The organism is Sporosarcina luteola, assembly GCF_023715535.1.
Taxonomy (GTDB): domain Bacteria; phylum Bacillota; class Bacilli; order Bacillales_A; family Planococcaceae; genus Sporosarcina; species Sporosarcina luteola_B.
Window position 1 is genome coordinate 299,502 of the sequence record NZ_JAMBOI010000004.1, and the last position, 24,834, is coordinate 324,335.

23 protein-coding genes are annotated in these 24,834 nt (G+C 40.1%); all 23 read left to right on the forward strand.

Annotation, left to right across the window (positions count from 1 at the left end):
- Positions 1 to 83: 83 nt before the first annotated feature.
- The 23 genes from M3191_RS10895 (at position 84) to M3191_RS11005 (ending at position 24,766) form a co-directional block, all read left to right on the forward strand.
- The gene (locus M3191_RS10895) at positions 84 to 2,672 is read left to right on the forward strand and encodes an ATP-binding protein (protein WP_251700400.1); all 2,589 of its coding nucleotides are present in this window, start codon (positions 84 to 86) and stop codon (positions 2,670 to 2,672) included.
- 32 nt (positions 2,673 to 2,704) lie between these two features.
- Complete coding sequence (locus M3191_RS10900; RefSeq protein ID WP_251700401.1) at positions 2,705 to 3,238, forward strand: hypothetical protein; 534 nt, start codon at positions 2,705 to 2,707, stop codon at positions 3,236 to 3,238.
- A 116-nt stretch (positions 3,239 to 3,354) separates the two neighbouring features.
- Positions 3,355 to 5,808, forward strand: a complete 2,454-nt coding sequence (locus M3191_RS10905) for a CD3337/EF1877 family mobilome membrane protein (RefSeq protein ID WP_435368153.1) — start codon at positions 3,355 to 3,357, stop codon at positions 5,806 to 5,808.
- 47 nt (positions 5,809 to 5,855) lie between these two features.
- Positions 5,856 to 6,581 carry a hypothetical protein gene (locus M3191_RS10910; protein WP_251700403.1) on the forward strand — a complete coding sequence of 242 codons (726 nt, stop codon included), beginning with the start codon at positions 5,856 to 5,858 and terminating at the stop codon, positions 6,579 to 6,581.
- A 15-nt stretch (positions 6,582 to 6,596) separates the two neighbouring features.
- Positions 6,597 to 7,625, forward strand: a complete 1,029-nt coding sequence (locus M3191_RS10915; protein ID WP_251700404.1) for a peptidoglycan DD-metalloendopeptidase family protein — start codon at positions 6,597 to 6,599, stop codon at positions 7,623 to 7,625.
- Between the two features lie 267 nt (positions 7,626 to 7,892).
- Complete coding sequence (locus M3191_RS10920; protein ID WP_251700405.1) at positions 7,893 to 8,594, forward strand: hypothetical protein; 702 nt, start codon at positions 7,893 to 7,895, stop codon at positions 8,592 to 8,594.
- 270 nt (positions 8,595 to 8,864) lie between these two features.
- The gene (locus tag M3191_RS10925; RefSeq protein ID WP_251700406.1) at positions 8,865 to 9,932 is read left to right on the forward strand and encodes a replication-relaxation family protein; all 1,068 of its coding nucleotides are present in this window, start codon (positions 8,865 to 8,867) and stop codon (positions 9,930 to 9,932) included.
- A gap of 55 nt (positions 9,933 to 9,987) precedes the next feature.
- The gene (locus tag M3191_RS10930) at positions 9,988 to 10,194 is read left to right on the forward strand and encodes a hypothetical protein (RefSeq protein WP_251700407.1); all 207 of its coding nucleotides are present in this window, start codon (positions 9,988 to 9,990) and stop codon (positions 10,192 to 10,194) included.
- A gap of 5 nt (positions 10,195 to 10,199) precedes the next feature.
- Entirely contained in the window at positions 10,200 to 10,694 is a 495-nt protein-coding gene (locus tag M3191_RS10935) for a hypothetical protein (protein WP_251700408.1), read from the forward strand.
- 175 nt (positions 10,695 to 10,869) lie between these two features.
- Positions 10,870 to 11,493: a DJ-1/PfpI family protein gene (locus tag M3191_RS10940; RefSeq protein ID WP_251700409.1), complete on the forward strand. Its 624-nt coding sequence runs from the start codon at positions 10,870 to 10,872 to the stop codon at positions 11,491 to 11,493.
- 162 nt (positions 11,494 to 11,655) lie between these two features.
- Positions 11,656 to 12,054 (forward strand): Hg(II)-responsive transcriptional regulator, encoded by a 399-nt coding sequence (merR, locus tag M3191_RS10945; protein WP_251700410.1) that lies wholly within the window; start codon positions 11,656 to 11,658, stop codon positions 12,052 to 12,054.
- A gap of 40 nt (positions 12,055 to 12,094) precedes the next feature.
- Positions 12,095 to 13,741 (forward strand): mercury(II) reductase, encoded by a 1,647-nt coding sequence (gene merA / locus M3191_RS10950; RefSeq protein ID WP_251700411.1) that lies wholly within the window; start codon positions 12,095 to 12,097, stop codon positions 13,739 to 13,741.
- Between the two features lie 49 nt (positions 13,742 to 13,790).
- Positions 13,791 to 14,261: an NUDIX domain-containing protein gene (locus M3191_RS10955; RefSeq protein ID WP_251700412.1), complete on the forward strand. Its 471-nt coding sequence runs from the start codon at positions 13,791 to 13,793 to the stop codon at positions 14,259 to 14,261.
- 422 nt (positions 14,262 to 14,683) lie between these two features.
- Complete coding sequence (locus M3191_RS10960) at positions 14,684 to 15,328, forward strand: YdhK family protein (RefSeq protein ID WP_251700413.1); 645 nt, start codon at positions 14,684 to 14,686, stop codon at positions 15,326 to 15,328.
- Between the two features lie 276 nt (positions 15,329 to 15,604).
- Entirely contained in the window at positions 15,605 to 16,018 is a 414-nt protein-coding gene (locus tag M3191_RS10965; RefSeq protein ID WP_251700414.1) for a hypothetical protein, read from the forward strand.
- A gap of 21 nt (positions 16,019 to 16,039) precedes the next feature.
- Positions 16,040 to 17,710: a type IV secretory system conjugative DNA transfer family protein gene (locus M3191_RS10970; RefSeq protein WP_251700415.1), complete on the forward strand. Its 1,671-nt coding sequence runs from the start codon at positions 16,040 to 16,042 to the stop codon at positions 17,708 to 17,710.
- 55 nt (positions 17,711 to 17,765) lie between these two features.
- The gene (locus M3191_RS10975; protein ID WP_251700416.1) at positions 17,766 to 18,587 is read left to right on the forward strand and encodes a S1 RNA-binding domain-containing protein; all 822 of its coding nucleotides are present in this window, start codon (positions 17,766 to 17,768) and stop codon (positions 18,585 to 18,587) included.
- Between the two features lie 65 nt (positions 18,588 to 18,652).
- A complete protein-coding gene (locus tag M3191_RS10980) occupies positions 18,653 to 19,363 on the forward strand; it encodes a hypothetical protein (protein ID WP_251700417.1) in 711 nt (236 codons plus the stop codon).
- Positions 19,364 to 19,609: 246 nt separating this feature from the next.
- Complete coding sequence (locus M3191_RS10985) at positions 19,610 to 20,113, forward strand: hypothetical protein (protein WP_251700418.1); 504 nt, start codon at positions 19,610 to 19,612, stop codon at positions 20,111 to 20,113.
- Between the two features lie 806 nt (positions 20,114 to 20,919).
- Complete coding sequence (locus M3191_RS10990; protein WP_251700419.1) at positions 20,920 to 21,576, forward strand: GIY-YIG nuclease family protein; 657 nt, start codon at positions 20,920 to 20,922, stop codon at positions 21,574 to 21,576.
- Between the two features lie 563 nt (positions 21,577 to 22,139).
- Complete coding sequence (locus M3191_RS10995; RefSeq protein ID WP_251700420.1) at positions 22,140 to 23,429, forward strand: RecT family recombinase; 1,290 nt, start codon at positions 22,140 to 22,142, stop codon at positions 23,427 to 23,429.
- Between the two features lie 2 nt (positions 23,430 to 23,431).
- Positions 23,432 to 24,199 (forward strand): hypothetical protein, encoded by a 768-nt coding sequence (locus M3191_RS11000; protein ID WP_251700421.1) that lies wholly within the window; start codon positions 23,432 to 23,434, stop codon positions 24,197 to 24,199.
- Positions 24,200 to 24,271: 72 nt separating this feature from the next.
- A complete protein-coding gene (locus M3191_RS11005) occupies positions 24,272 to 24,766 on the forward strand; it encodes a single-stranded DNA-binding protein (protein WP_251700422.1) in 495 nt (164 codons plus the stop codon).
- The last annotated feature ends 68 nt before the right edge of the window (positions 24,767 to 24,834 follow it).

Below are 24,834 nucleotides of genomic sequence, written 5' to 3' on the forward strand. Positions count from 1 at the left end.
ACACCAATGATGTAAAACGGGAAGAAGCTGTTCTATAAATGCAGCTTCTTTCTTTTTATTAAAAATCAAAGGAAGTGGTTAACATGAAAATCGAGTTTCCCGTAAAACACATAGAGAATAACTTAGTCTTTTCTCATGTTGGTACCGTTTGGGCTTACTATAAAATAGACGGTTTCAACTATGACTTTTTGGAAGATGACGAGAAGATTCTGCCCTTCCAACAACAAATGTCGTTCCTGACGAATGTAGGGCTTGACCTTCATTTTCTAGTCGTGCCTAACCCAACAAATATAAAAGGAATTTTGAACTCGACAATCGAGGAAATGAAATTGAAAGAATATCCCCTGAAAGAGAATGGGATTCAATTTATTGAGCAAGTCAAAAAAGCCCTTGAAAATGAACGGGAATTGAATGAATCAAGTGAATACCATCATTATATCGGTATTCAATTAGATCCTGAGAAAAACAGATACGTTTCCGGTAATGCAGGTATCAATGCATTGACCTCCATAAAGATGTTTTTCGAAGGTTTCAGTTCCCCTCTTTATCAGGCTGTAGGTTTGTATCCGGATGATATTCTTCAAACTCAGATCAATGCATACCAAAGCCAAGCGGTTTCTATTGAATCTACAGTTGCCAATTCATTTGGCTCACGTATCCAGAAAGTCACAACGGAAGAACTGGTCTTCATTATCGAAAAGACTTATAGTACACGAAACAATAACACGGATGTTCAGCCCCGCACTTCCTTTGAAATCGGGACTGCTGTTGAGGGGATTGACAAGCAAGGGAACAAACATAAAGCAATCCGAAATAATAAAAGAGATTTCTTCGACTTGCAGAATACGAATATCAGGGAAGTCGGACCGAAGACTTTGCAGTTAAGCCGAATCACAGACGACAATGAAATTGAAAACCTGTATTGCCAATACTTGACTATAGAATATATGGATGACGTACAACATCATCCCGGCAGTGAATGGCTGTATCGCATTCAATTACGCATGCCATTCCCTTTGACAATTTCCATACGTGCAGAAAACCAACCGAATGAAATCATCAAAAAGAAATTGACGAATGCAAAATTAGAATTCAGGGACCAACGAAAAGAGGCTGAAAAAGGTGGACAAGTCGTTGATATGAGCGTGGATGTTTCTCAAAGTGGAACCGTACAAATGGAAAACTATTTCAAACAAACTGGTTTCCCAGGTTTCGCTTGTTCTTTCGTATTCAAAGTATCTGCTGAAACCGAAGAGCAATTGAAGACTCGCGTCGGTTTATTAAGAAATGAATTATCTAAGTTCGGCTTGAAAATCGTGGCTCCGTACGGTGAACAGCTTCACTTTTTGTTGGAGTCAATTCCCGGTTCGAGAAAATACCATGATGATTATAAGATGGAAGTTGCCCCAGGGGTACTTGCTGGCATGATGTTCGGTGCCACGACGAATATCGGGGATAATCGCGGGTTTTATATCGGTCATACCTCACAGTTCTCCAAGCCGGTCTTTATCCAGCCCGATTTAGCTGCCAAGGCGTTCGATGGATTAGGAAACGTTGTGGATTCCATATCGGTACTCGTTGCAGGGATGACCGGAAGAGGTAAATCTTTCTTCATGAATCTGTTCATTTATCTAGCCACATTGACAGGTTCGAAAGGGTTGATAATTGATCCGAAGGGAGACAGGACTGGATGGGATAAGGGGCTGCCATTCATTCCGAAAGAATTCATTGAGGTTTGGACACTCGGCTCTGACCCTGATGATGCAGGTTCGCTCGATCCATTTAGGACGAGTACGAGCATCGAGGAGGCCAAAGACATTACCATGGACATCCTATCATATCTGTCGAACATCGATCTAAATGATGATGCCTACAATATCTTGAGTGAAGCAGTGGAGGAAGTAGCTAATATGCCTGACCCGTGTATAGGTCGCGTCTTGAGTTATCTCCATGACTTGTATGAGAATCGCCCGGAAAGCATGTCAAATAGCCGTTATGAGTCATTGGAAAGGTTAAGGGGTACATTAGAAACTTTGAAACGCAATCAGTTGTCCATGTTGCTATTTGGTGAGGTGGGTCAAAATTTTAAAGTGTTAGGTCACGATAAACCGATCCAGGTCTTGATGATTCAGAATTTGAGTCTTCCTTCATCCAGCGAAAAGAAGAATGCACGGACAATCCATAAGATCTCCGAAGCCATCATGATATCCATCACGGCTTGGACAAAGCAATACATGTTCAAAGGGGACAGGGGGACCCATAAATTTATCCTTCAGGATGAAGCGAGCGCGATTGAGCGAAGTGCTATAGGCTCTGAACTGATGGATTTCATTGTTCGTATGGGCCGTTTCTATAATACTACGCTTATGAAGGGATCTCAGAATGCTTCCGACCATGGGAACGATGTTGCAAATATGGGGATGAAATTCAGCTTCGGTTTACGTAAGACAAGTGAAGCAGAAGAGATGCTGGACTATCTTAATCTACCCAAAACAGATGCGAACATCGAAATATTGAAGTCATTGGATCGTGGTGAAGCATTATTCCAAGACATTTATGGACGGTCAGCCGTAGTGAAAATCAATCCTGTCTTTGTTGAATTGTTGGATGCTTTCGATTCCTCAACTTCATCCGAAGCGGAAAGGGAACGTGAAAAAGTGAGAGTTGTATGATAACATAAAAACCATTGAAAGGGAGTGATGAATTGTATAAAAAAAGTATGTGGAGTTTGCTGCTGCTCTTAGCCATGACTTTTCTTATGGCAGCGTGCTCCGCTGAAAACGAAGAAGGTACAAAAGCGAAGTCTGTTGATAATGCGGAGAAGTATGCGGATGTATTTGAAGTAACGGATGAGATAGCTCATGATTTTATGGTTGTAAAGACTGAACAGAATTACCCTGAGATACTGGGGTATTTGTCCTCTGATGGGGTTGAAGAATTAAAGGAAAAGAAATCGTACCTGTTGGACAGTCATGAGTATCCTAATCGTTTTGAGGAGTTAGAAGGAAATTATGAATTGAGAAGATATGATAATTTCTACAGTGAAGAAAAGAAAGAAGTTTATTATAGGTATCGTACGCCAGACGACAAAAATGTTCTAACTAACGGTTGGATTATAATTAAACCGAATGATGAAAGTGAATGGAAAGTTGAATCCTTTTATGGAGAACGGCCAGAAATTATCAATGATAGTAATGCGGAAACTGGAACGGTACTTCATGAATTACCAAAGGAATAAAGATTTAAATATGAAAGGAGGTAACAGGCTACGGTAACCCTTGCTATATGCATAGGGTTATTTTTTATTGCCTAAACCATATGCTATCTAAATCTAAAGTTATATTATGTAGCACTATGATGGTTATTCTGTTTTTCACTTTAGGTATAGCTAATACTGGAGCAACAGACGATGGAGAAGATCCTACCTCCAAAACAAATATCATGGATATTATTACGGATCAGTATGGTGAATTTAAAGATGACCAAAAATCTTATTATCATTTAGATGCCGTTTCGGATAAAGATGTGGAGTCCTCAGAGGAAGGGGAAAAGTTTTGGGCTGATACTTATGATAAACTATTCGGCTGGGCTGATGTTAAAGAAAATGTGGGAAATAAATTAAGTGAAATGGTCAATCTAGTCAATAACATTGTTTTTGACATTAATATATTTTTGACTTACACAATGTTGGTTATGTATGACCTAGCATATACAGCAGATTTTACTGAAAAAATCATTGTAGAGCTAGAATCCCTAATGTCAAATATCACAGGTATTTCAGGTGGGGCCTTCAATATCGGATTCGGACTCTTTGGGAATCTGGTAAAACTGATTGCTGTGTTGACAGGCATATATGCCTTGTACATTTTCATTGTAAAACGTGCGTTTTTTGAATCATTTACATCTGTCTTTCAAACAATAATTGCGCTTACCATCGCAATTTTTATGTTTGCTAACTACACCGCTCTATTAACAGGAGCAAATAAGATTACAACAGAACTAAGTGGTTTTGTTGTTAGTCTTCCCAGTCATTCAGGGGGACAAGAATCGAATGTAGAAGACCCAAGAACGAAAATGAAAGACAGTATTTGGGGTATGTTTGTTGATAGACCATATTTATATATGCAATATGGAACACATGATGTCGAATCATTAGGTAGAGGAGATAGAGATAGGGGTGTACAACGCGTAAAAAACATCCTAAAAGAGCCTGTTGGTGAAGAAAGATTAACTAAAGTCATTGAAGATGAAGCATCTAAAAATGGACATAGTAATCACATGATGAAATATTCAGCTGTGAACAGCCGTTTAGCATTCTCTTATTTTTACATGGTAATTAACGGTCTTGTGTCGCTTCCTATCTACTTATTATCACTTTGTTTAATACTATTTCAGTTTTGGTTCATGGTGATTGCTGCTCTTGCACCATTTGCTTTACTGATAGCAGCCATTCCGGGTCAGTTCAATGTAATGAAACGTTATTTCATTGAGCTAGGTATACCTTTGGCCTTGAAGATATTTGTTTCATTCGTTGCGTTGATTGTTTTTGTGATTTCAGACATCATTTATGCCGCGGATTTCAAATCACTCAGCGGAGGTTCCAATCCGTTTTATAGCTATGTAGGAGCAGCAACTTTCAATCTGTTGTTGTTTGCTACAATCTTCATACTAAGGAAGAGAATCAAGGACATCTTCTCATCAGGTTCTAATACTATTCGAGAACTCCGTGAGAGTTCGGGAACGTTTAACGCTCCATTTAAAAAGGGCATGCAGAATGTCGCAACTGTGGGTGGAGCTGTCGCAGGGGCTGTTACTGGCGGTCCTGCCGGTGCTATGACAGGAGCAGCAATTGGCGGTTCGGTTGGTAGAGTCGTGACTGGTGAAGGTAGCGTTAGTGATGTTGCAGGTTCAGCTATGAAGGCTCAGCATCTGGCCCATCTAAGCAAGATGTCAAAGTCAGAAAAAGCTAATAAGCTAACCGGTTTTGATAGAAGTAAGCTTGAAAACTTCCTGAATGATAAAGACTTTACTCCTGAGATGAAGAAAGAAACGATGGAGGCATTCGAAAAGGCAGGCATTAATCAGCTTTCAGATGATGAACTTGCTGAGCAATTTAAGAAGATCAGTAGTCGAGGAGATATGGAAGGAAATTTTGCGGAAACATTCGCAAAGGGTATCTCGGATAACAGAAATAGCAAAGCGGTCGAGCTGGAGAAAAATGTACTGTTCCCCAATCGAGAACAAAGACTGGAACAAACAAAATCTGTTCTGTCCGATACAGGAATGTCTTCGAAAATGGTAGACTTAACTATGCAGTCTCTAGAAAAGCATGGTCTGCATGATGTGAGTTCTGACGAATTGCATTCGCAGTACCATAAGTTAAAAGGATTTAGTGATCTTTCTGGAGGCTTTGCAGAAACATTTGCGAAAGGTATTTCAGATGAAAGAAGTTCGATCCAATTGCAAAAAGAGAAACAGGATGTATACGGTGAAGTGGAATATGAACTGCATATGAACAGAACAATGATAACCAATGAACTTTCAAACAGAGGGCTCCCGTCAGAAATGATTGACAGGACGTTGGATAGTTTAAAATCACATGGAATAGATAACCTCAGTCAAACGGAGATGAAGAGACATTTTGATTTAGTTGTAGAAAAAGCAGGGCAAGGAGAATGGAAAAATGGGTTTGCCGATACGTTTGCCGCAAATATCCAAAACGAGAGAAAGGCTGTTGAATTGGAGAAAGAACGTAAAGCCCTACTGAAGAGTAATAACCTTAAATCACTTGGTGATTTCCCAAAATAATCCCGACTTTTACGAGCGAGAAATGTCACTGAAGGAGTTGGAAGCACGTGAATGAACGAACAAAACGAATACTCATGATTAGCGTGATAGGTCTCTCTGTCACGCTTTTATTATTGGGGTTTATTGTAGGAGTAGTTGATAAGTCGAAGGAGAAGAAAGATGAAAAGAATGCAGTTGAAGATTTAGCGTCAAAAGAAAATTGTGGGATGTGGCAATACACCTCGAAGGAAGGTGAATCGGAAAATCAAATCGTCAGTAATAAAGAAATGAAATCTGAAGAAGTGAATGAAAACACAGAAGACAATTTCACAAAAAACTATTTGACAGTACCCGATGAAGTCACTAAAAAACCAACACAAATCGATATGTTTCCTGAAAAGTATTTAGATGAAACGAAGATGCTGGCCGAAGACTTTTTAACCAAATTCCACACGTTTAATAGGAAGAAACCAACCGAACATTTAAATTCTGTTGAGGGGGTTTTGATACAAAGCCATATTGATTACCTGAGAGATGCCAAGGCTGAAAAAATTGAAGGGATGAAGGATGTTGAAGGTATCATTTCCCGAAAAGTTCTATCCGTAGAAATAAAAGAACCTGTCGCGCCTACTTTGATTGCAATTTCATGGGATGGTGTCGTTGTAAGCGAAGTGTTGGATAGCGATGGCAATGTAAGAAAGGACACCGATATTTACAGCATGATGTTTGAAAAGGACAGCAACGGAAAATTCCAGATCACAGATTTCTATTTGAACTATGACCAAAAGAGATAGGGGGAATCGAGTGACATGAAAAAGTTGCTATGGCTGGTTCCTATCTTAGCCAGCCCAGGTTTGCTTCTTCTGTTATCCATTCTCGCCCTTTTCCTCTTCTTAGGCGTGTTTATAGTTTTTACTGAAGAAGATGATGAAAGATGGAACTTTGCAGGAGGTGCGGTATGTCGACCGGACGGAGAAATCAGTGAGGAAATATTCTTCTCCCAGTTCAACAATGCTGGAAAATTTACCGACAAAGGAACGGTTTTTATTGAGGTTGCTGAAAAATACGGTATAGACCCGGTATTGATGGCTGCTATCGCTTTTCATGAGACCGGTTCAGGAACATCTGCTGCTGTCATGCTGAAGAACAATCCGGGTGGTTTGATGGACCCTGCAACCGGCAGTCGTTTTTTATATTCCTTCTCAACGATTGAAGAGGGCATAGAAGCCATGGGGAAGACATTGCACAATCGAATTATCCAGGATGGATTGATTACGATTGCCGATTTAGGAAGCTCCTATGCGCCCATTGGGGCTGATAATGACCCCACTGGTCTTAACAACCACTGGGTGCCAGCAGTTACAAAATTCGTTGCTCAATTTGGTGGTCTGACAATGAACTGCAAGGTTCATGTTGTTGGTGACTGGATGATTCCGTTATTGACGGGGTTAAAGATAAACAGCCCTTTCGGTTATCGGATACACCCTGTTTACGGTGATGAACGATTCCATACAGGTGTAGACCTTGCCTGTAAGAATGGCGATCCGATACTTGCAGCACAGAGTGGAAATGTCATTTTTGCATCCGGAAATGGATGGTCAAACGGCTATGGCCTTCATGTAATAATCAATCACGGGGAAATTACCACGCTGTATGCACATTTGGATACAGTTGCAGTTGAGATAAATAAAACTGTTTCCCAAGGTGATGTGATCGGTACTTGCGGTTCAACAGGAACATCAACTGGCAATCACCTCCACTTTGAAATCATTCGCGCTGGTGTGAAGGAAGATCCGCTGCCTTATTTGTCGGAATACAAGCCTGTCGATGATGAATAACCATTTGTCCGACGTTAATATAGTCTTTAATCGTTGATTTCAAAGCATTTCTATCTGTTAACGTCCGACGTTGAACAAATTGAACGTCTGACGTAAAAAGACCGCTTGATGCTTGGTGCTATAAGGTTTCTTCTTCCTAACGTCCGACGTTGGGTTATTTGTGTTTCATAAACTTCGATAACGTCCGACGTTAGATATCCAAAATGTAGTCATAGCAAGGGTTCATGATATGAAATAACGTCCCCGATGTAGAAAGGAGTGAAATGGATGGAGGAAGAAAAGACGTTGCTGCTTGAGCAGTTGAAGAATATAGAGAGAATGAAGGTCTACTTAATGTCCCGGATCAATGCGATAGGTGGTAACAGGAATGCAATAAGACGGACAACGGTTTATCCGATGGCAAAAGTAAAGCCGCTGCTAATCGATGGGTACCCCGTTTTTCAATTCTCCTATGAAGGAGCCCTTCCTTTATATAAAGAGGATGACCGAGATTACCTTGCAATGATTAGGCACTATTATTTCAGAGCAACGATCGATGCTTATGACTTTTCGAAGATTGATTTCCAATTCGATAAATCTGTCATCATCATTGCTCAGCACTATGAAAATAAACTCATCCGCGATTTAGATAATCGCAACAGAAAGCTAATTCAGGATGCAATCCGGCACACGGGTTTAATTGGGGATGACAGCTGGTGGCGAGTATGGAATGTTGATATTGGATTTTTAGATCCACGGGGCAATCATGTACATGTGTATGTGGTATCACAAGACAATTTTGCAGAATTCATTGAGCTACTTAAAAAGAGAAATTTTCACTTGGCCCATATTCCTGACCCATCAATTAAGGAAGGGATATTGAAGAAATACGAATCTGATATCAAGGAAAAAGACGATGAAAATGAGCGGAAACCAGAGGATATTATGGAGGAATTATCGGATTTTGTAGCACCTCATTTTTGGGGCTGACCGTTTGAGTGGTTCAGTTATATTGGACCCAATGAAATAGCAACATTTTCGGGTGCAATATAGGGATTCCTATCAAAATGCAATGTTGTACCCGATTTAAGCATTATATTGTACCCGTTGCTTCCAATCTGAATTTATGGAGTATGTGGATTTACAGGAAATCAGTCGAATTGGACAAATTCAAGTGGTTTAGTTGAGGCAATTCGTAACCCCGTGTAGAAGTGACCGAAAATAAACAGCCCCTACGAATTAACGAAAGGAGAGGATTCAATGGCGCGAACCAACAAAAAACAGGTGGTGAAGATACTCCAACCTTTGGATATTGCGATACTGACTGGCCTCTACGAATACCGTGCATTGAGTACGGAGCAGATCATGCGACGTTACGAACTGTCACGGTGGTACACGTACAAGAAACTGCGCATCTTGCGGAATTCCAGATTGATCAGCACGCATCCAATCAGCGGCTATCTGGTGAATCAGAACAGACAAGGCTCGTATCACCGTATCAGTGAAACGGGCATTTCCTGCTTGCGAGAGCAGGGGGTGCCTGTTGAACGGCGAGCAGACCAATTACGCATAAACGTCCGTCACTTACCGTTCCTTCTGTCCACCAATGACGTCATGATCGATTTGGAAGCGTATGGATGGAAAATGGAAGACAGCAGGAGCGTGAAGGCGAAATTCGAACTGAACCGCGGCGCGAATGTACAAGGGATGTTGAAGAGTCCAAGAGGAACAGACTACCTCTTCTATATGTTCCTCCATGGCGTAGGAATGAAGAATCTCATGAAGGTATCCAATGAACTGATGGACGTCAGCAATCCAAACTATATTCTGTTCGCCAAAAGCGCAGCAAGCTATAAGACAATCGTTGAACACCTTTCAACCAATACGTCTGTAATCGTCCAATGCCAAAGCCTGAAAGTTTTCCCGTACACGTTCGCCAAATACTATTTGCGCCATTTTGACGATGAACAAAACGTCATGAGGTTTCTGGAAGACTTTAAAGTGCACGACTTGTCCTTTAAAACGGATTTCAAAGATACTCGGAGGAAAATATACGATGGATTGGAGCGGATCGTCCGACACGAAGGTGAGGAAAAGTATCTTGTGAATCTTCTCGACACCGATTTGGTCAAAATCTACAATGTCCGTCAATACCGCAAAGAAATGTACGAATTGGACGGTCGTAAAGTTCTCTTGATTACTACTTCCATGACGAGGCCCATGCACGAACAATTACTAGGCGAAATCCACCATGTCGATTACCTTGAAATCGATTCAAGGAAGCTAATCGATTATCTCAAGGCAATCCAACCCGTTCCTTCTATATAAAGTGTCCTTTGAAATGCGTTCTGTAATTACACTAACTTATGAAAGGGGAAGTTACATGGAAACCAATAATCAAGTCATTCCCGAACTGCTAGAAATGACAAAGCTCACTGTACACGAAACGTTCCTCAATAATGAAATAGCCGTACATCTTGGCAAAAAGGAGCAAAAGCGAATGTACCGAACCATGCGTGAACTGCTGACAGATGAACTCGTTTTCGTGTTGAATCTTGAAGTGACGAATGCCCGAAGCAGAAAGGGTTGATCGTATTGCAAGTATTCATTGCGATGATTAGTTTTCTAACGGCAGCATTGGGCGTTACAGCTATGTACAATGCTGTCTACATCCCGACAGCAAAGTTGATTCTCATTTCAGGGCTGACAGTCACGGCCATCTATTTCATTGTTAGGCGACTTCAACAACAGAAATATAAAAAACTGGATAGGTTAATGTCGTTCACAATGTCCCTGTTAGCATCCATGTTTCTTTCAAGCCTTGTTCATGCAGCGTGGGATATGGAACAGTTCCTTTCCCGGTTAACGATGATGAAAATGACTTTGGTGTTGCTCGTGATAGTTGCTGTTTACTTGAACGTTGTCATCATACGAGCTGAAATATCGTACAAGAAAAAACGTGGCAATCAACGAATCGAGGAACAACCGAACAAAAGCTACTTTGAAAAACGTAAGGAGGAAAGGGAGAGGATACAGCGAGGGGAAGTTAGAATAGTGCTTGGTGCATCCACGGATAATGAAGATAATTGATCAAAATATATTAAATTGCAGTATAAGTATTCGGAAGGGGTGTTGGAATATTTTGAAACAAGGGCTATAATTCTACTTATAGAACTAACTGGACAGTTTAGCGAAAGAAGTAGGTGATTGATTAGGTATTTAAGGTTATGCACAAGAAAAGTGTTTTGATAGGGGAGATATACAAATGAGAAAGAGAAAAGTGGGAATTTTACTATATGATTTTGTAGATTTATTAGATTTTGCTGGTCCAGCTGAAGTGTTATCATTAACCGCTAATAATAAAGCCGAGCAAGCATTTACCCTTTACAAAAAGCATTTGTTACCTACAAGACCGTTTGAAGTAATAACTATTACAGATACAGGAAACGAAATAAAAACTCATTCAGGGATAAAAGTACAACCTGATTTTAGCATTGATAATAGTCCAGAATTAGATATTCTAATAATTCCAGGCGGACCATTAAGGGCGGTACAATCTGTGGTTAAAAACCAAAAGGTAATAGATTGGATTATTAAACATAATAGCATTGAATATATATGCTCGGTCTGTACTGGAGCATATATTTTGGGCGAAACTGGTTTGTTAGATGGAAAGAAGGCAACGACTCATCATTTAGCAATGAAGGTATTACAAGAAAAATACCCTGATATTCGAGTAGCATCAAACAGCAAAGTTGTACACGATAGTAACCTCATAACTTCTGGTGGAGTTTCTTCAGGAATTAACATGGCACTTTATCTCGTTGAACAAATTATGGGAAAAACTACTTCCGAAAGAACAGCTAAAACTATTGAATTTGTACAATAAATAATTTTACTAACGGGTGTTTTACTTGAAGATCATCGAGCCGCTTTAACGGTTCTTTTTTCTTGTTCTACTTAAGGAGGTTAGTTGAAGAAGATAAATTTATTATTATACTTGACCGCGTACCTTAGTACGCGGTTTATAATGTTTATAGGGGTGAGTTATATGAGTTACAGAATTAGTGTATTTGCAGAAAAATGCGATGTAAATAAAGAGACGATTAGATATTACGAACAAAGAGCATTATTAAAAGAGCCTTCACGAACGAATGAAGGTTATAGGATATATTCAGATGATGATGTTAAGCGTGTAAAATTTATCAAAAGAACACAAGACCTTGGCTTTTCATTGAATGAAATCTATAAATTGCTTGGAGTTGTTGATAATGATGAAGTTCGTTGCAAAAATATATTTGAATTTGTATCAAAAAAGGAAATAGAAATTCAGGAACAAATTGCAGATTTAAAGCGTATTGAGTCAATGTTAAGGGACTTAAAAAGTCGATGTCCAGATCAAAAAGCATTACATCAATGTCCAATTATCGAAACGATAATCTTTGATTGAATATCACCCTTGATTTTATAAATATAAGGAGGAATAAATAGTGAAAAAATATCGGGTTAAAATCATTGGAATGACTTGCACGGGCTGTGAAGAGCATGTTGCTGTTGCTCTTGAAAACATAGGTGCAAAAGAGATTGAAGTGGATTTTCGTCGCGAGGAAGCTGTATTTGAACTTCCGAATGATGTGGAGGTGGAAATAGCGAAAAAGGCAATTTCTGATACCGAATACCAGCCTGGAGAGACAGAAGAAGTACAACAGCAAGAAACGGTGCAACTTGGAGATAAAGGTGATTATGATTATGACTACATTATCATTGGTTCTGGTGGAGCATCCTTTTCATCTGCCATTGAAGCCGCGAAATACGGAGCGAACGTGGCAATCATAGAACGTGGCACAGTGGGTGGAACATGCGTGAATATCGGATGTGTTCCTTCAAAGACGCTGTTAAGAGCTGGAGAAATTAATCATATAGCAAAAAACAATCCGTTTGTGGGATTGCACACGTCAGCAGGCAATGTCGATTTGACTCCATTAATTAAGCAGAAAAACGATTTGGTGACGGATCTTCGAAATTCGAAATATGTTGATTTAATTGATGACTATGGCTTTAAATTAATAAAAGGTGAAGCGAAATTTGTGGATGAAAAAACTGTCGAAGTGAATGGCATACAGTTATCAGCCAAACGATTTTTAATAGCGACAGGTGCTTCACCAGCTGTACCAAAGATTCCTGGAATAGAAGAGGTAGATTATTTAACAAGTACATCATTACTTGAATTAAAACAGGTTCCAAAACGTCTTACAGTCATTGGTTCAGGTTATATCGGTATGGAATTGGGACAACTATTCCATCATTTGGGTTCAGAAGTAACGTTGATGCAAAGAAGTCCACGACTGTTAAAGGAATACGATCCTGAAGTTTCAGAAGCAATCACGCAAGCATTAACAGAACAAGGGATTAATTTAGTAACAGGGGCAACTTTTGATCGTGTTGAACAAGATGGCGAGATAAAAAAGGTTTATGTAACGGTAAATGGCAGGACAAAAGTCGTTGAATCAGACCAGTTACTTGTTGCGACGGGAAGAAAACCAAATACGACGACTTTGAATTTAGAGGTAGCTGGTGTTGAAGTAGGCTCGCGTGGTGAAATTATGATCGATGAGTATTCACAAACAACGAATTCAAGCATCTATGCAGCAGGAGATGTGACACTTGGTCCTCAATTTGTATATGTGGCAGCTTATCAAGGTGGAATTGCAGCAGGAAATGCCATCGGAGGACTGAATAAAAAGCTGAATTTAGAAGTGGTTCCAGGGGTTACGTTTACAGCTCCAGCGATTGCAACCGTTGGTTTAACGGAGCAACAAGCAAAAGAGAAAGGCTATGAAGTGAAAACATCCGTCTTGCCTTTAGATGCTGTTCCGAGAGCTTTGGTTAATCGAGAAACAACAGGTGTTTTTAAATTAGTGGCAGACGCAAAAACAATGAAGATAATAGGGGCTCATGTGGTAGCAGAAAATGCAGGAGAAGTAATTTATGCAGCGACACTGGCTGTCAAATTCGGTTTAACCGTGGAGGACCTCCGAGAAACCATGGCCCCATATTTAACTATGGCAGAAGGATTAAAATTAGCTGCCCTTACGTTTGATAAAGATGTATCAAAACTATCTTGTTGTGCAGGTTAAACCTTCATTTATGTGGTGTTATATGAATCAAATGTCTTAGGAGGATTTTATGGATTATTGTGAAAAGATGAGAGAGATGATTGGGAATTCCCCATTAATCATCGTACGACCAAGTGTAGCGATAATCAATCAATCTGGAGATATTTTATTGTATCGATACATAGGTGGAACATGGGGTATTCCTGGTGGAATTTTGCAGTTAAATGAGTCCATTGAGGAGTGTATTAAACGAACTGTACAAGTAGATGTTGGTATCACGTTAAATACATTGCAGTTATTTGGTGTCTATTCTGGCAAAGAATTAATTAATCGTGTCGAGGAAAGCGGCGATCAGTATCAGACTGTTGCAATTGGTTATTTATGCGCAGACTTTGAAGGAGAACTAACTCCTGATGAGAATCAAGCAATTGAAGCTCAATTTTTTAACTTAGACCAATTACCTTCAGAAACCGATCCTTTTATTAAGAACAAATTACTTCAGCTAAAAGGGCAACTTGAAATAAAGAATACTTCTTGTTGAATAGTTAAACAAGGCTAAGGTTTTAAAACAACCCTTTAGATGATAAAAAAATACATGTTGCAAACCTATACAAAACACATTTCATTTAACCATTAAATGAAATGTGTTATTTTTTATTGCCTATTTATAGAAGGAGGAAATCACAAAGTGCTTTTCAAAACTAAAGTCTGTAGAAATAAGTTGCACATTTACCCGGAAGTCGAAGCCCGTGTAGCAAAACAAAGCCCAGCTGAATTAAAAGAGCTGGGTTTTCTTGTACTTCAAACTTCTCTCCAGCTAATGTGTGTTAAATAATAAAGAATAAATCCGTTGGATTTTGACAAATTTCAAACATTTTCTTGTATTAGATTCACAATCTAGAGTAGAGGGTATAATAAATGCAGGCAGTTGACATAAAATTTACTAAATGGAGGTTGCATAACATGTTTAAAAAGAAATTACTGATAGGAATTGTAGCTTTATTGCTGACGGTTATATTGGCAGCTTGTGGCGGTGGCAATGGAGAAAATACGTCTGATAGTAACGCTGGATCAGAAAATGACACAACCGAAAACGCAGAAAATGAAGTAACACAGTCTGAAGAGAAATCAGATACCTCTGAAGAAATGGAAGGAATGGATCATTCTGGTATGAACCATTCAAGTTCAGGTGAAGTTCCAGAGGATTTAGCAGATGCTGAAAATCCAACATATCCAGTTGGAAGCGAAGCAGTAATGCATGCGAACCATATGGGAGGCATGGATGGAGCTGTTGCAACTATTGATGGTGCTTATGATACAACTGTATATGCTGTAACCTATACGCCTACTACTGGTGGAGAAAAAGTTGAAAATCACAAGTGGGTTATTCATGAAGAAATTGAAAATGCCGAGGAACAGCCATATGAGCAAGGGGATGAAGTTGTCCTTGAAGCAGATCATATGGAGGGCATGGAAGGAGCTACAGCTACCATTGATTCGGCAGAAGATACAACTGTCTATATGGTAAGCTATACAGATACAAAAACTGGGGAAGAAGTCGAATATCATAAATGGGTGACTGAAGATGAACTATCATCAGTTGAATAGAATATTGCTAAAATCAAATCCCTCACTTTATAGTGAGGGATATTTTAAACAAAACTTCCCCATTGTGCTTTAATCCATATAGAAATAAAAGTACACTTTGGGCATTTCAAAATGGATAGAAAGCAAATCAGTATTAAACTAAAGCTTGAAGTATAGGTTTCAAACAACGTTGTTGCTATTCTGAAGACCAAATAAAACAAAAATAACACGTTCCATTCAGCCATTGAATGAAACGTGTTATTTTTATTGTTTTTTACCGAAGGAGGAAATCACAAAGTGCTTTTCAAAACTAAAGTCTGTAGTAAAAAGCTGCACATCTACCCTGAAGTCGAAGCTCATGTAGCAAAACAAAGCCCAGCTGAATTAAACGAGCTGGGTTTTTTAGTCCTTGAAACGTCCAACCTGCTGTTAAAAACGTTGAAAACGAAAAACTACAGCAAGAAGATAGGGTTTTGGATTCAACGTATTTCTTACAACGTTCACAGACTACCTGAATTGTTGTGGGAGGAGAGTGACCAATCAAATCATTTGAAGATTAAACAACAGAGTAAAGAGGATCTAGAATTACTAAGACACAGGATTTCAAGAACACTCCACACCCTTTTCAGTTTTAAAGAGTCAAAACGCATGCCTTTCAAAATGGATTCGATTTATGAATACTTCGGCAAGTGGGATTGGAAAAAGAAATGACATTGAGAGGAGGTGAGTCAAATGGGAATGCCCATCGTGTGGCAAGGAAGTGATTGCTTCACACATATGCTTGCAGTTGGTCCAACCCGTTGTGGCAAGACAGCGACAATATTGAAACCGATGATTTATCAATTGCTACTTCAAAAGAAGAGAGGCATCCCTTTGGGGATATCTGTTGTTGAACCAAAAGGTGATGTGGCGGAAATGGTAAATGAAATGTGTTTAGAAATGGATATCCCTTGTATCCATGTGGACCCGAACAAAACTGATTCTGCCAGTTTCAATCCGATGGAAGGAGAAATGGATACTGTTGCCGAGGCGACAGTCGTTGTATTGAAGGGGTTATTCGGCAAGCAGGATGCATTCTTTGCAACTGTTCAGGAATTGTCTGCACGGAACGTCACCAAACTGCTGAAAGAACTGCATGGGGACGATATGGATATTATCGATGTGATGAATACCTTGCGTGACCAGCACGTCCTACAGCAAAAAGTGGCGGAACTGAAGCACAGGGACGGAATGACCGATCTCGTGCATTTCTTCGAATCAGAATTGCTTGGCAGCATGCGGGAGAAGTACCACCAGTTCGTCATAGGATTACGTGCGCAACTTGAAAACATCGTCAGTAACGAAGCCTTGCGAACCATCATGACAGGAAGGAGTGATGTGAACATTGATGAACATTTGGAAACAGGCGGTGTGCTTGCGGTCAATACTGCACTCGGCAAGCTTCGTAAAGCCGGCGATGCTTTCGGTCAATTCATGATTATGCACCTGCAAAACGGTACGTTCAGGAGACCGGGAACGGAGGATACGCGCATCCCCCATTTTTTAATCGTGGATGAATACAGCCGGTACATTAATCCGGATGTTGAGATTTTCTTATCACTCGCTGCCGAATATCGGGTAGCGGGTATTTTTGCGACTCAATCCCTTGGCCAACTGGAAATCGAGTCGGGAAATCTTGGTCCGAAGGCAATGAAACAAGCGATTCTTACATCATGTAGAAACAAAATCTGTTTTGGAGGCATCTCTGCACAAGATGCAAAGGAATTCGCGGAGGAGTTCGGCAAGGACAAGGTCATTATGAGGCAGAGCACATACAAGAACCGTGTATTGCTGCCACGCCTGTTTCCAGATTCCTATCGTGATACGGAAGATGAGGAATATAGGTTCGACCCTACGGACTTGATGGACGGTATCCCAAGATTCAACTTTGTCCATAAGCTTCTGCAGGACGGGACCCCTCAGAAACCAGCACTAGCTAAAGGTCAATTTGTGCCTCGTAATTGGAAGGAGTTGAGGGAGTGGGAAGATCCGAAGTCGTTTAAGAAGGTGAACCTGAATAGTTTGCATAACCTTTTCCAGTGGCACAAGAAAAATAACAAAGGACAAGCGTCTGAATCTAAACTTGCGAAACAAGTGGTGGCTGAGTCGGAAGTGGAACGAATTATCCAGCCGAAACTTGATACGCAACATTCTTTAAAGGTAACTCCTGATAATAAACTTTCCCGTACTCCTGTATCTGAGGAGATAAAACAGGATACCGGAATAGAGAACGTTGAATTAACAAAAGAAGTATCGAACAAGAGCACTGTTCAATCATCTGCAGTCAAGACTGTAATTCCACCGAAAATAAATGAGAAAGAAGCGAGCAATGTCGTGAGGTCCAATGACGGATTCTGGGATTAAATAAAACGTGTTTAATATCTAAACAAATTATACCTATGAAATGGAGAGAATTTAAATGGCTGAAAACAACATGCAAGTTCTAATTGAGGGTTTTGACCCGTCAAAAGTGGAAGCGGTAAATAATTTTGATAAGGATTGGAAAGAGGTCTATGGAGCACACCAGAACAATTCCATCATTCAAGCCCCTATCGTCGGTATTGAGAAACTACTTGATAAGCCGTGTGCCGTGGTGAGTGTAGGAAATATTCGTGGATACATTCCTATGGAATTTACAGGAGCATCCAATCTTCGTCACCTTCGTGCCATGACAGGTCAGTCCGTCGCGTTCAAGGTCCTTAATTACGATAGGGAAGCTGAGGTTTTCACAGGCTCCAGAACTGCAGCATTAGACCACATGGCAGCAATCACATTAAGGAAAATAGAAGTAGGGAACGAAATCATTGCCGTGGTACGCAGTGTCAGCCCCTCACTTGTCCGTGCGGATATCGGAGGAATTGAAGTGAAGATTCCCCTCGAAGAGATCAGGTACGGGTGGATTGACGATTTAACAGAAGAGGTCAAGCAAGGTGACCACATGAAAGTGAAAGTGTTGGAAATTAACAAAGAAGAGAAGACCGTGACTGTCAGTGCAAAGGCATTACAGGATAATCCATGGCTCCGTTCCATTGGTCGATATACTTCGGGCAACGAATATGTCGGTACAGTCTCTGGTGTCCGCGAATACGGTGTGTTCATTAATCTGGAGGCGGGTGTTGATTCACTGGCCCGTCACTTAAAGTTCCAAAACGTTAAAAAGGGTGATCGTGTACTTGTCCGTGTATTGGAAACTGATGCACAGAAAGAACAGATCCGTGCTCGTATTACGCGGGTGCTATAAATAGCAACGGGGTACGTCAAATCGACGTGCCCCTAATTCAATATAAATAAGAGGAGGAAATTCACATGGAAATCAGTCCATATTCTTTATCACACAATTGGTCATTACATTGGACACGAATACCATCCAATATTAAACGATCGCCTTTTGTGAATGGAGAATCACCGAAGGAACGCAAGGCATTAGAAGCACTAGCAGCTGTTGGATTAATCGGTGGAACCCAACTTACCCGGATGTTTTCTTTGGATAAGAAGCGCCTCAAACGAATGGTAGCCGAGAAGAAAATCGTTCGTCATGAGATCCATCGAAACAAGCAGGTCATACCGATTTACACATTAGGAATTAACGGGGCAGTCGTTGCGGGGCTGGATGATTGTTATGAAAGTAATTATTGGGTCGAATACAAAACAGAAGATGTTTTGAAGCGTCTTCTGTTCTTTCAATTGTATAAACATTTTCCGGAATCAAAAGTTCAGCCAACAAAGGAACCATTCAGTGGTGTCATACAGTTTCAAGGTAAACGAATATATGTGTATGTAGTACGAGGTGAGGTTAACGAATTACTCATGTATTTAAAGTGGAGTGGGAAACATTTCGACGAGCGACTTATCGTTATTACTGAATCAATTAGACATCTACAGCCACTAAAGCCAATTGTCGATACCCTTAAAATGAGGGTTACTGTTGACGTGGATTTACTGAAAGATATTGAAGAACTTCAAGATCTTTTTTATTTTGTAGATGATAATGGTCAGTTTGTTAACGAAAGAATGTAGGGTGGAGAATTATGGTGATTTTAATACTCTTGATTAACGTGGCACAAATTATTACTCTGTTTTTGGAATAAACAGGATACTCGTTATGGTTGTGTGTTAAAATTAACGATAAAGAATAGTTCATTATTTATTTCGAAAACGGGCCAGATATTGAACAATACCTAGATATCTTAGTTTATAAAAAATAAATTGCTTATTGTACTAAGGTGGCAGTTTAGTTCCATTAGAACTTTTAGGGGGAGCATTGTGAAAAAACGTTATTTATTAGCGTTTATGCTTGTGTTATTAATAACAGGATGTAATTCAAATGTAACTAACATTAGTAATACGTCTTCAGAAATGCCAAATGACTTTGATTTTATAATTATGTTTGGTGTTGGAAAGAAGAATGTAATTAATACCTATGAAAATAAGGTAACTAAGGATTTAATTGCTGATGGAACAGTAACAACTAATTTATCATTTTCAAAAGAGGAATTGGCTTTGATTTATCAAAAAATGAAAGAAATAGATATAGCTGATGCAAAAGACTTAATTCCAGAAACTAATTGTATGAAAGAACCTTTTGGTCAAGACGAGATAAAAGTTACTATTAATGGTGAAACATTTACCCATAGTTTTTCAGAGGAATATTGTGAACCTACTCAAGACGCAAAACAACTTATAGAATTAAAAGACTTTGTATGGTCGATTGTTGAAAGTGAAGAAGAATATAAGAAACTTCCAGACCCAAAAGGTGGATATGAATAAATATCTTATTGTGAACGGGTAGCTTTACGTGAAGATCGGAGCTGCTTAACGTTTTTTTCTTGTTCAACTAACGAGGCAGTTTAGTTTAAGAAGGAGTTCTGAAGACTATTGGTGAAATAACCAATAAGTATATTTAAGAGGAGATTATTTTGATTGGGGTGAGTCACATGATTATTAGAAAGTTTGTTTCCGCGATAATGGTTTGTATATTGGTTATGTTGAGTTCTTCCCTCGCAGGAGAGACCGCTTTTGCCTTCTTTTTAGGCATGTACCTAATGCCAATACTTTTGTTTTACGGAGTACCATCGTCTATCCTTTCTGATTTTGTTACAAAAAAACTAAACGGATTCTTTCGAGCAAGTATTGCGTTATTCATACACTTATTCCTAGCCACTTTCTTTGTTTTGATTCCCATTTTATTTTCAGAACGGGATAGGAATTTGTTGCTTACTGACATCGGGAGTCTGTTTGATAACTTTTTTTTTCATCATCTCTCTTCTTTCTTCTTTTTTGTTCTATTGTTTGGATGAGTTTCTTCGGTCTAAATTAGCTAAATATTTGCATCAGAAGATACTGTTGTCTAAAAGAGCTCAAGCTCTTTGTAAAAAGATTGGAGATATGAGAATTTAGGGAAGTTGTATTACCTTATTCAACTAACGGGTGCTTTACTTGAAGATCTGAGCTGCTTGGACGGTTCTTTTTTCTTGTTCAACTATTGACCGTTAATCAAATAATTGTAATGGTCTTAGCCTATCCCCATAGTTTAAACACTTCGGAAATGGAGACACTGGCTAAGAGGTGAGAAGATGACTCGAAGACGACGGAAAAATTCTACTTCGGAACAAATGCTTTTCATTGCATTCGCTCTATTCTTTGCAGTCTCAATCCTTTGGCAACTCTTCACGCAAAATCCATCCTTTTTCGTTGGCGTATCCGTTATACTTATCTTGATTGTATTGAGCATTTTCAAATGGCATCATAAGCGAATTGAAAAAAGATGGCAGGAGCTGTTATCTTACAACAGTGAAACCCAAAAGAAATGGGTTCAGAAGATGATTGATTCCCTCAATCGGGTCCTCGATTTTGAAAAGTTCGGGATTACTAGCAAGGAGAAAATAGCGAAGAGGCAGGTAAAACTTATTTTCTATGAGTTGTACAACGAACGAGAGCCAGGCTATGTCTATGTAATTCAAGAAGAGGGGAACGGATTCATCAAGATTGGGAAAGCGAAAGACCCGATGAAACGAATTCCTAATGGTTTAGGCGCGAAGAATCCTTACAGGTTGAAGGTGGTGCACCTGATTCCCACAAATTTCGACCGTCAAGTGGAGGGCTGGCTGCATCGACATTTTGAAAAGAAGCGAATGAACGGTGAATGGTTTCGCTTGTCAGCGGAGGAGCTCTCTTGGATTAAAGAAGGAGACTACCCACTCGAGCTCTTAGAACTTATCAATGGTAATTAGTACTAATAGACGATACATAGGAACCCGCTAGGGTTCTTTTTTTCTTCAGTGGATAAAACCGATGTATTATAGGGGACAGCTCGGGGAATATACATAGATTTGGATACCCGTTTCATATAGTATCCTATATAGTGTAGCGCTCGTAGGATTTGCTATCGTTTTTTCAACTGGATATAATGTACACATATATCATTGATCTTCACGTCACCACTTTCTCGGTGAAAGTCGTTAAACCTTACTTTGTTTAAGGAGATGCGACATAAACTTTTTTGTCTTAGAGTTTTTATATCTATTGAAAACTCGGGCAGACGTCTTGCGTCAAAAAATAGCTATATGCCAATAGATATTCGCGCATTAATTGCGTGCTATATATTAAAAAGCCGATTGATTCCATTTTGGAAGAGATCGGTTTTTTGTTTTAAAAAATCAGAAGGGGTGTTGCGTAAAAAACATAAAAACAAATTGCTTTCGTTTTGTTACGTTGGTTTCTTAAAAGTCGATTGATCCCTTACGGGTGATATCGGCTTTTTTTATTTCTAAAACTATAAAAGGAGATGGTTGGAATGGAAAAAGTGTTGTCGTTTACAAATAAGCAGAAATCATTGATTTGGAGCAGGTTTGTTCAGCCAACGAATGGGACGCAAGAAGAGGCGAACCACTTCATTGAAGTGTGTGAGACCTTTGGATTGAATCCATTGCTAGGCGATATTGTGTTCCAGCGCTATGAAACTAAAAACGGTCCTGTGACTAGCTTCATTACTACGAGGGATGGCCTGCTACGTGTTGCAACCACCCAAGATGGGTATGTCGGACCGCCCGTTGCCAATGTCGTCCGGGAAGGGGATAAGTTTGAGTTCATTCCATCTGAAGGCAGCGTGCGCCACGAGTTCGGTCAGAAGCGTGGTCAGATACTTGGTGCTTATGCAGTCATGCATCATAAGCGATTCAGACCGGTGGCTGTGTTTGTCGACTTCCAGGAATACTTTCAAGCGAACTCAGGGGAGTTGAATAATCGGTACGGCAATAAAAATGTGTGGGACAAGATGCCTTCCGCGATGATCCAGAAGATTGCCGAGGTCTTTGTGCTTCGTCGACAATTCCCATTAGGTGGCTTGTACACCCGTGAAGAAATGTCACTTGAAGAGGATGATAACGGAAATGGCGGAAACATGGATGTACCTATGAATTCTTCTTCAGCCCCTAAAAAGCAGAACGAGAGTCAAGCGGATCAGCAGGCTGCCGAAGCAACAGCTCAGCAATCGAATGACCAAAATGTTGAGGGGATATTCATCCTCCAAAGTTTCGAAAAAGGGGTAAGTCCGCAAAATGTTCAATTTGCAAAATTGAATGTCATGGATAAAGAGAGCAAAGAAGTGAGTCTGGTTCTCGTCAAAGGGAAACAGGAAATGATCGAATCACTCAGCCAAGTACCGATGGGCGAAGAGTTATCCATGGTCATCAAAAAAGAGAGTGGTTTCAATTTCCTTGTAGAGTTCACTTCTACCCAGAAGAACGAGAAACCTGCACAGTCTGAATCTGTAATGCAATCAAATCAAAAAGATATTGCTCAAGAACCTGTTATTCAGGAAAAAGAAACAGCTTCAGAACAACTTGACGCATTCATCATGGAAAAGTATGAGCTAGGTACGACACCAGCCGGCATTTCCTTCGCAAAGATGTATGTGAAGAACGTCGGTAGTAATGCTCAAACAATGGTTTTCGCGCAAGGCGAAGAGGCTGTTCAGCAAACGAAACATCTTTCTGTCGGCGAGAAGTTCACCATGAAGACCCGTACAGAAAACGGATTTACGTTTTTCGAGAAGTTGGGGGATGCAGATAAGGGGGTGGCTTAATAATGCTACCTGAAATCTTGAAAATTGCAGAGGGGTATGGCGTTACCTTCAATCCACGTACGTATGGAAAAAAGGAAACGCTATGCAAATGCATATTTTGCGAAGAGGATTCCAAACCGAGCAAGGGACATAAATTCTATTTGTCATTGAACACACAGGACCAACTCTATAAATGTTGGTTCTGCGGTGCTTCAGGTGGTGTCTTGGACTTTGAAATGAAGCTATCCGGTCTTCCTTATGACGATATACGGAAGAAGTATTTTGGAACAAGGAAGAAATCACTCCATCCGGCTGAACGGTTGAATGTGCGACAGCTTCGAACAATTGGCTGGGCTGAATATAAACGGAAGAATCGGGCTGAATTCAAAAAGAAGAGGGAAGCGGTTTTGCGCGACTGGAAGAGATATGAATACGAACAGCTGGTAAAGCACTTCGCCATGTTCATTGTTGTCGCACATATCGAAAATCAGGAGGAACGGCAGGATGAATTGCTTCAATTTATCATGAAGTCGTGTAGAGAAACCCAGATTCATCTGCTATTCAACCGAGTATTGGCTGAATATGTGAAAGAAGATGCTGAACGGGTGGATTGGGCGATAGAAGGTGCTGAAATAGGTAGGTCAGCATGGAGAGTCTCATTGTCCACCTATGACTTTGCAATGGAGAAAGTCGTGCTGAACGTGTCATTTCTCTATTACATGTTGAAAATGAAAAAACTGCATTCTAAAAGAAATTCGGTGACAAACGATAAAGTGTCGCTAGCCAATTAAAATATCCGTCACCCTTTACGGAGGAGAAATAGGGTCATGGCTGATACGCAGCCATGAGAAAAGGAGAACAATATGAATAACGTGAGTTTGGTAGGTCGTCTGACAAAAGATCCTGAAATCAAATATACACAGAGTGGTGTAGCCGTGTGCAACTTCACGCTTGCAGTGAACCGTCCGTTTAAAAATGCCAATGGAGAAAACGAAGCGGATTTCATCATGGTCCAGGTCTGGAGGAAGGCCGCTGAAAATGCAGCAAACTTTCTTAAGAAGGGAAGTCAAGCTGCGGTGAACGGTCGTATCAATACTCGCCATTATGAAAACGACAAAGGAGATCGAGTGTATGTTACAGAGGTTGTCGCTGACTTTGTACAATTCCTTGATCCGAAACCCCAGGGACAGGGAAATCAGCAGGGACAACAGAACTACCAGCAGCCACAAGGGCAGGGGGGCTTCCAACAGCAACCGAATCCCTATGCTGGTAACACAAACTCTCATGGTCAGCATTCCAATCAATATGGAGCAGTCGGAGGTTCGTTTGAAGTAAAGGACGAGGATCTGCCGTTCTGATAGATAATGGTGTAAAGGGGATTGGTCAGCCAGTCCTCTTTTCCTTTTTCAAATAAAGAAAGGAGATA

What these genes read in the sequence shown, in the direction of transcription:
- M3191_RS10895 (WP_251700400.1), top strand. Translation starts at nt 84, where the DNA reads ATGAAAATCGAGTTTCCCGTAAAACACATAGAGAATAACTTAGTCTTT.
- M3191_RS11005 (WP_251700422.1), top strand. Translation starts at nt 24,272, where the DNA reads ATGAATAACGTGAGTTTGGTAGGTCGTCTGACAAAAGATCCTGAAATC.
- M3191_RS10920 (WP_251700405.1), top strand. Translation starts at nt 7,893, where the DNA reads ATGGAGGAAGAAAAGACGTTGCTGCTTGAGCAGTTGAAGAATATAGAG.
- M3191_RS10925 (WP_251700406.1), top strand. Translation starts at nt 8,865, where the DNA reads ATGGCGCGAACCAACAAAAAACAGGTGGTGAAGATACTCCAACCTTTG.
- M3191_RS10915 (WP_251700404.1), top strand. Translation starts at nt 6,597, where the DNA reads ATGAAAAAGTTGCTATGGCTGGTTCCTATCTTAGCCAGCCCAGGTTTG.
- M3191_RS10940 (WP_251700409.1), top strand. Translation starts at nt 10,870, where the DNA reads ATGAGAAAGAGAAAAGTGGGAATTTTACTATATGATTTTGTAGATTTA.
- M3191_RS10905 (WP_435368153.1), top strand. Translation starts at nt 3,355, where the DNA reads ATGATGGTTATTCTGTTTTTCACTTTAGGTATAGCTAATACTGGAGCA.
- M3191_RS10980 (WP_251700417.1), top strand. Translation starts at nt 18,653, where the DNA reads ATGGAAATCAGTCCATATTCTTTATCACACAATTGGTCATTACATTGG.
- merR (WP_251700410.1), top strand. Translation starts at nt 11,656, where the DNA reads ATGAGTTACAGAATTAGTGTATTTGCAGAAAAATGCGATGTAAATAAA.
- M3191_RS10995 (WP_251700420.1), top strand. Translation starts at nt 22,140, where the DNA reads ATGGAAAAAGTGTTGTCGTTTACAAATAAGCAGAAATCATTGATTTGG.
- M3191_RS10990 (WP_251700419.1), top strand. Translation starts at nt 20,920, where the DNA reads ATGACTCGAAGACGACGGAAAAATTCTACTTCGGAACAAATGCTTTTC.
- M3191_RS10975 (WP_251700416.1), top strand. Translation starts at nt 17,766, where the DNA reads ATGGCTGAAAACAACATGCAAGTTCTAATTGAGGGTTTTGACCCGTCA.
- M3191_RS11000 (WP_251700421.1), top strand. Translation starts at nt 23,432, where the DNA reads ATGCTACCTGAAATCTTGAAAATTGCAGAGGGGTATGGCGTTACCTTC.
- M3191_RS10955 (WP_251700412.1), top strand. Translation starts at nt 13,791, where the DNA reads ATGGATTATTGTGAAAAGATGAGAGAGATGATTGGGAATTCCCCATTA.
- M3191_RS10970 (WP_251700415.1), top strand. Translation starts at nt 16,040, where the DNA reads ATGGGAATGCCCATCGTGTGGCAAGGAAGTGATTGCTTCACACATATG.
- M3191_RS10930 (WP_251700407.1), top strand. Translation starts at nt 9,988, where the DNA reads ATGGAAACCAATAATCAAGTCATTCCCGAACTGCTAGAAATGACAAAG.
- M3191_RS10960 (WP_251700413.1), top strand. Translation starts at nt 14,684, where the DNA reads ATGTTTAAAAAGAAATTACTGATAGGAATTGTAGCTTTATTGCTGACG.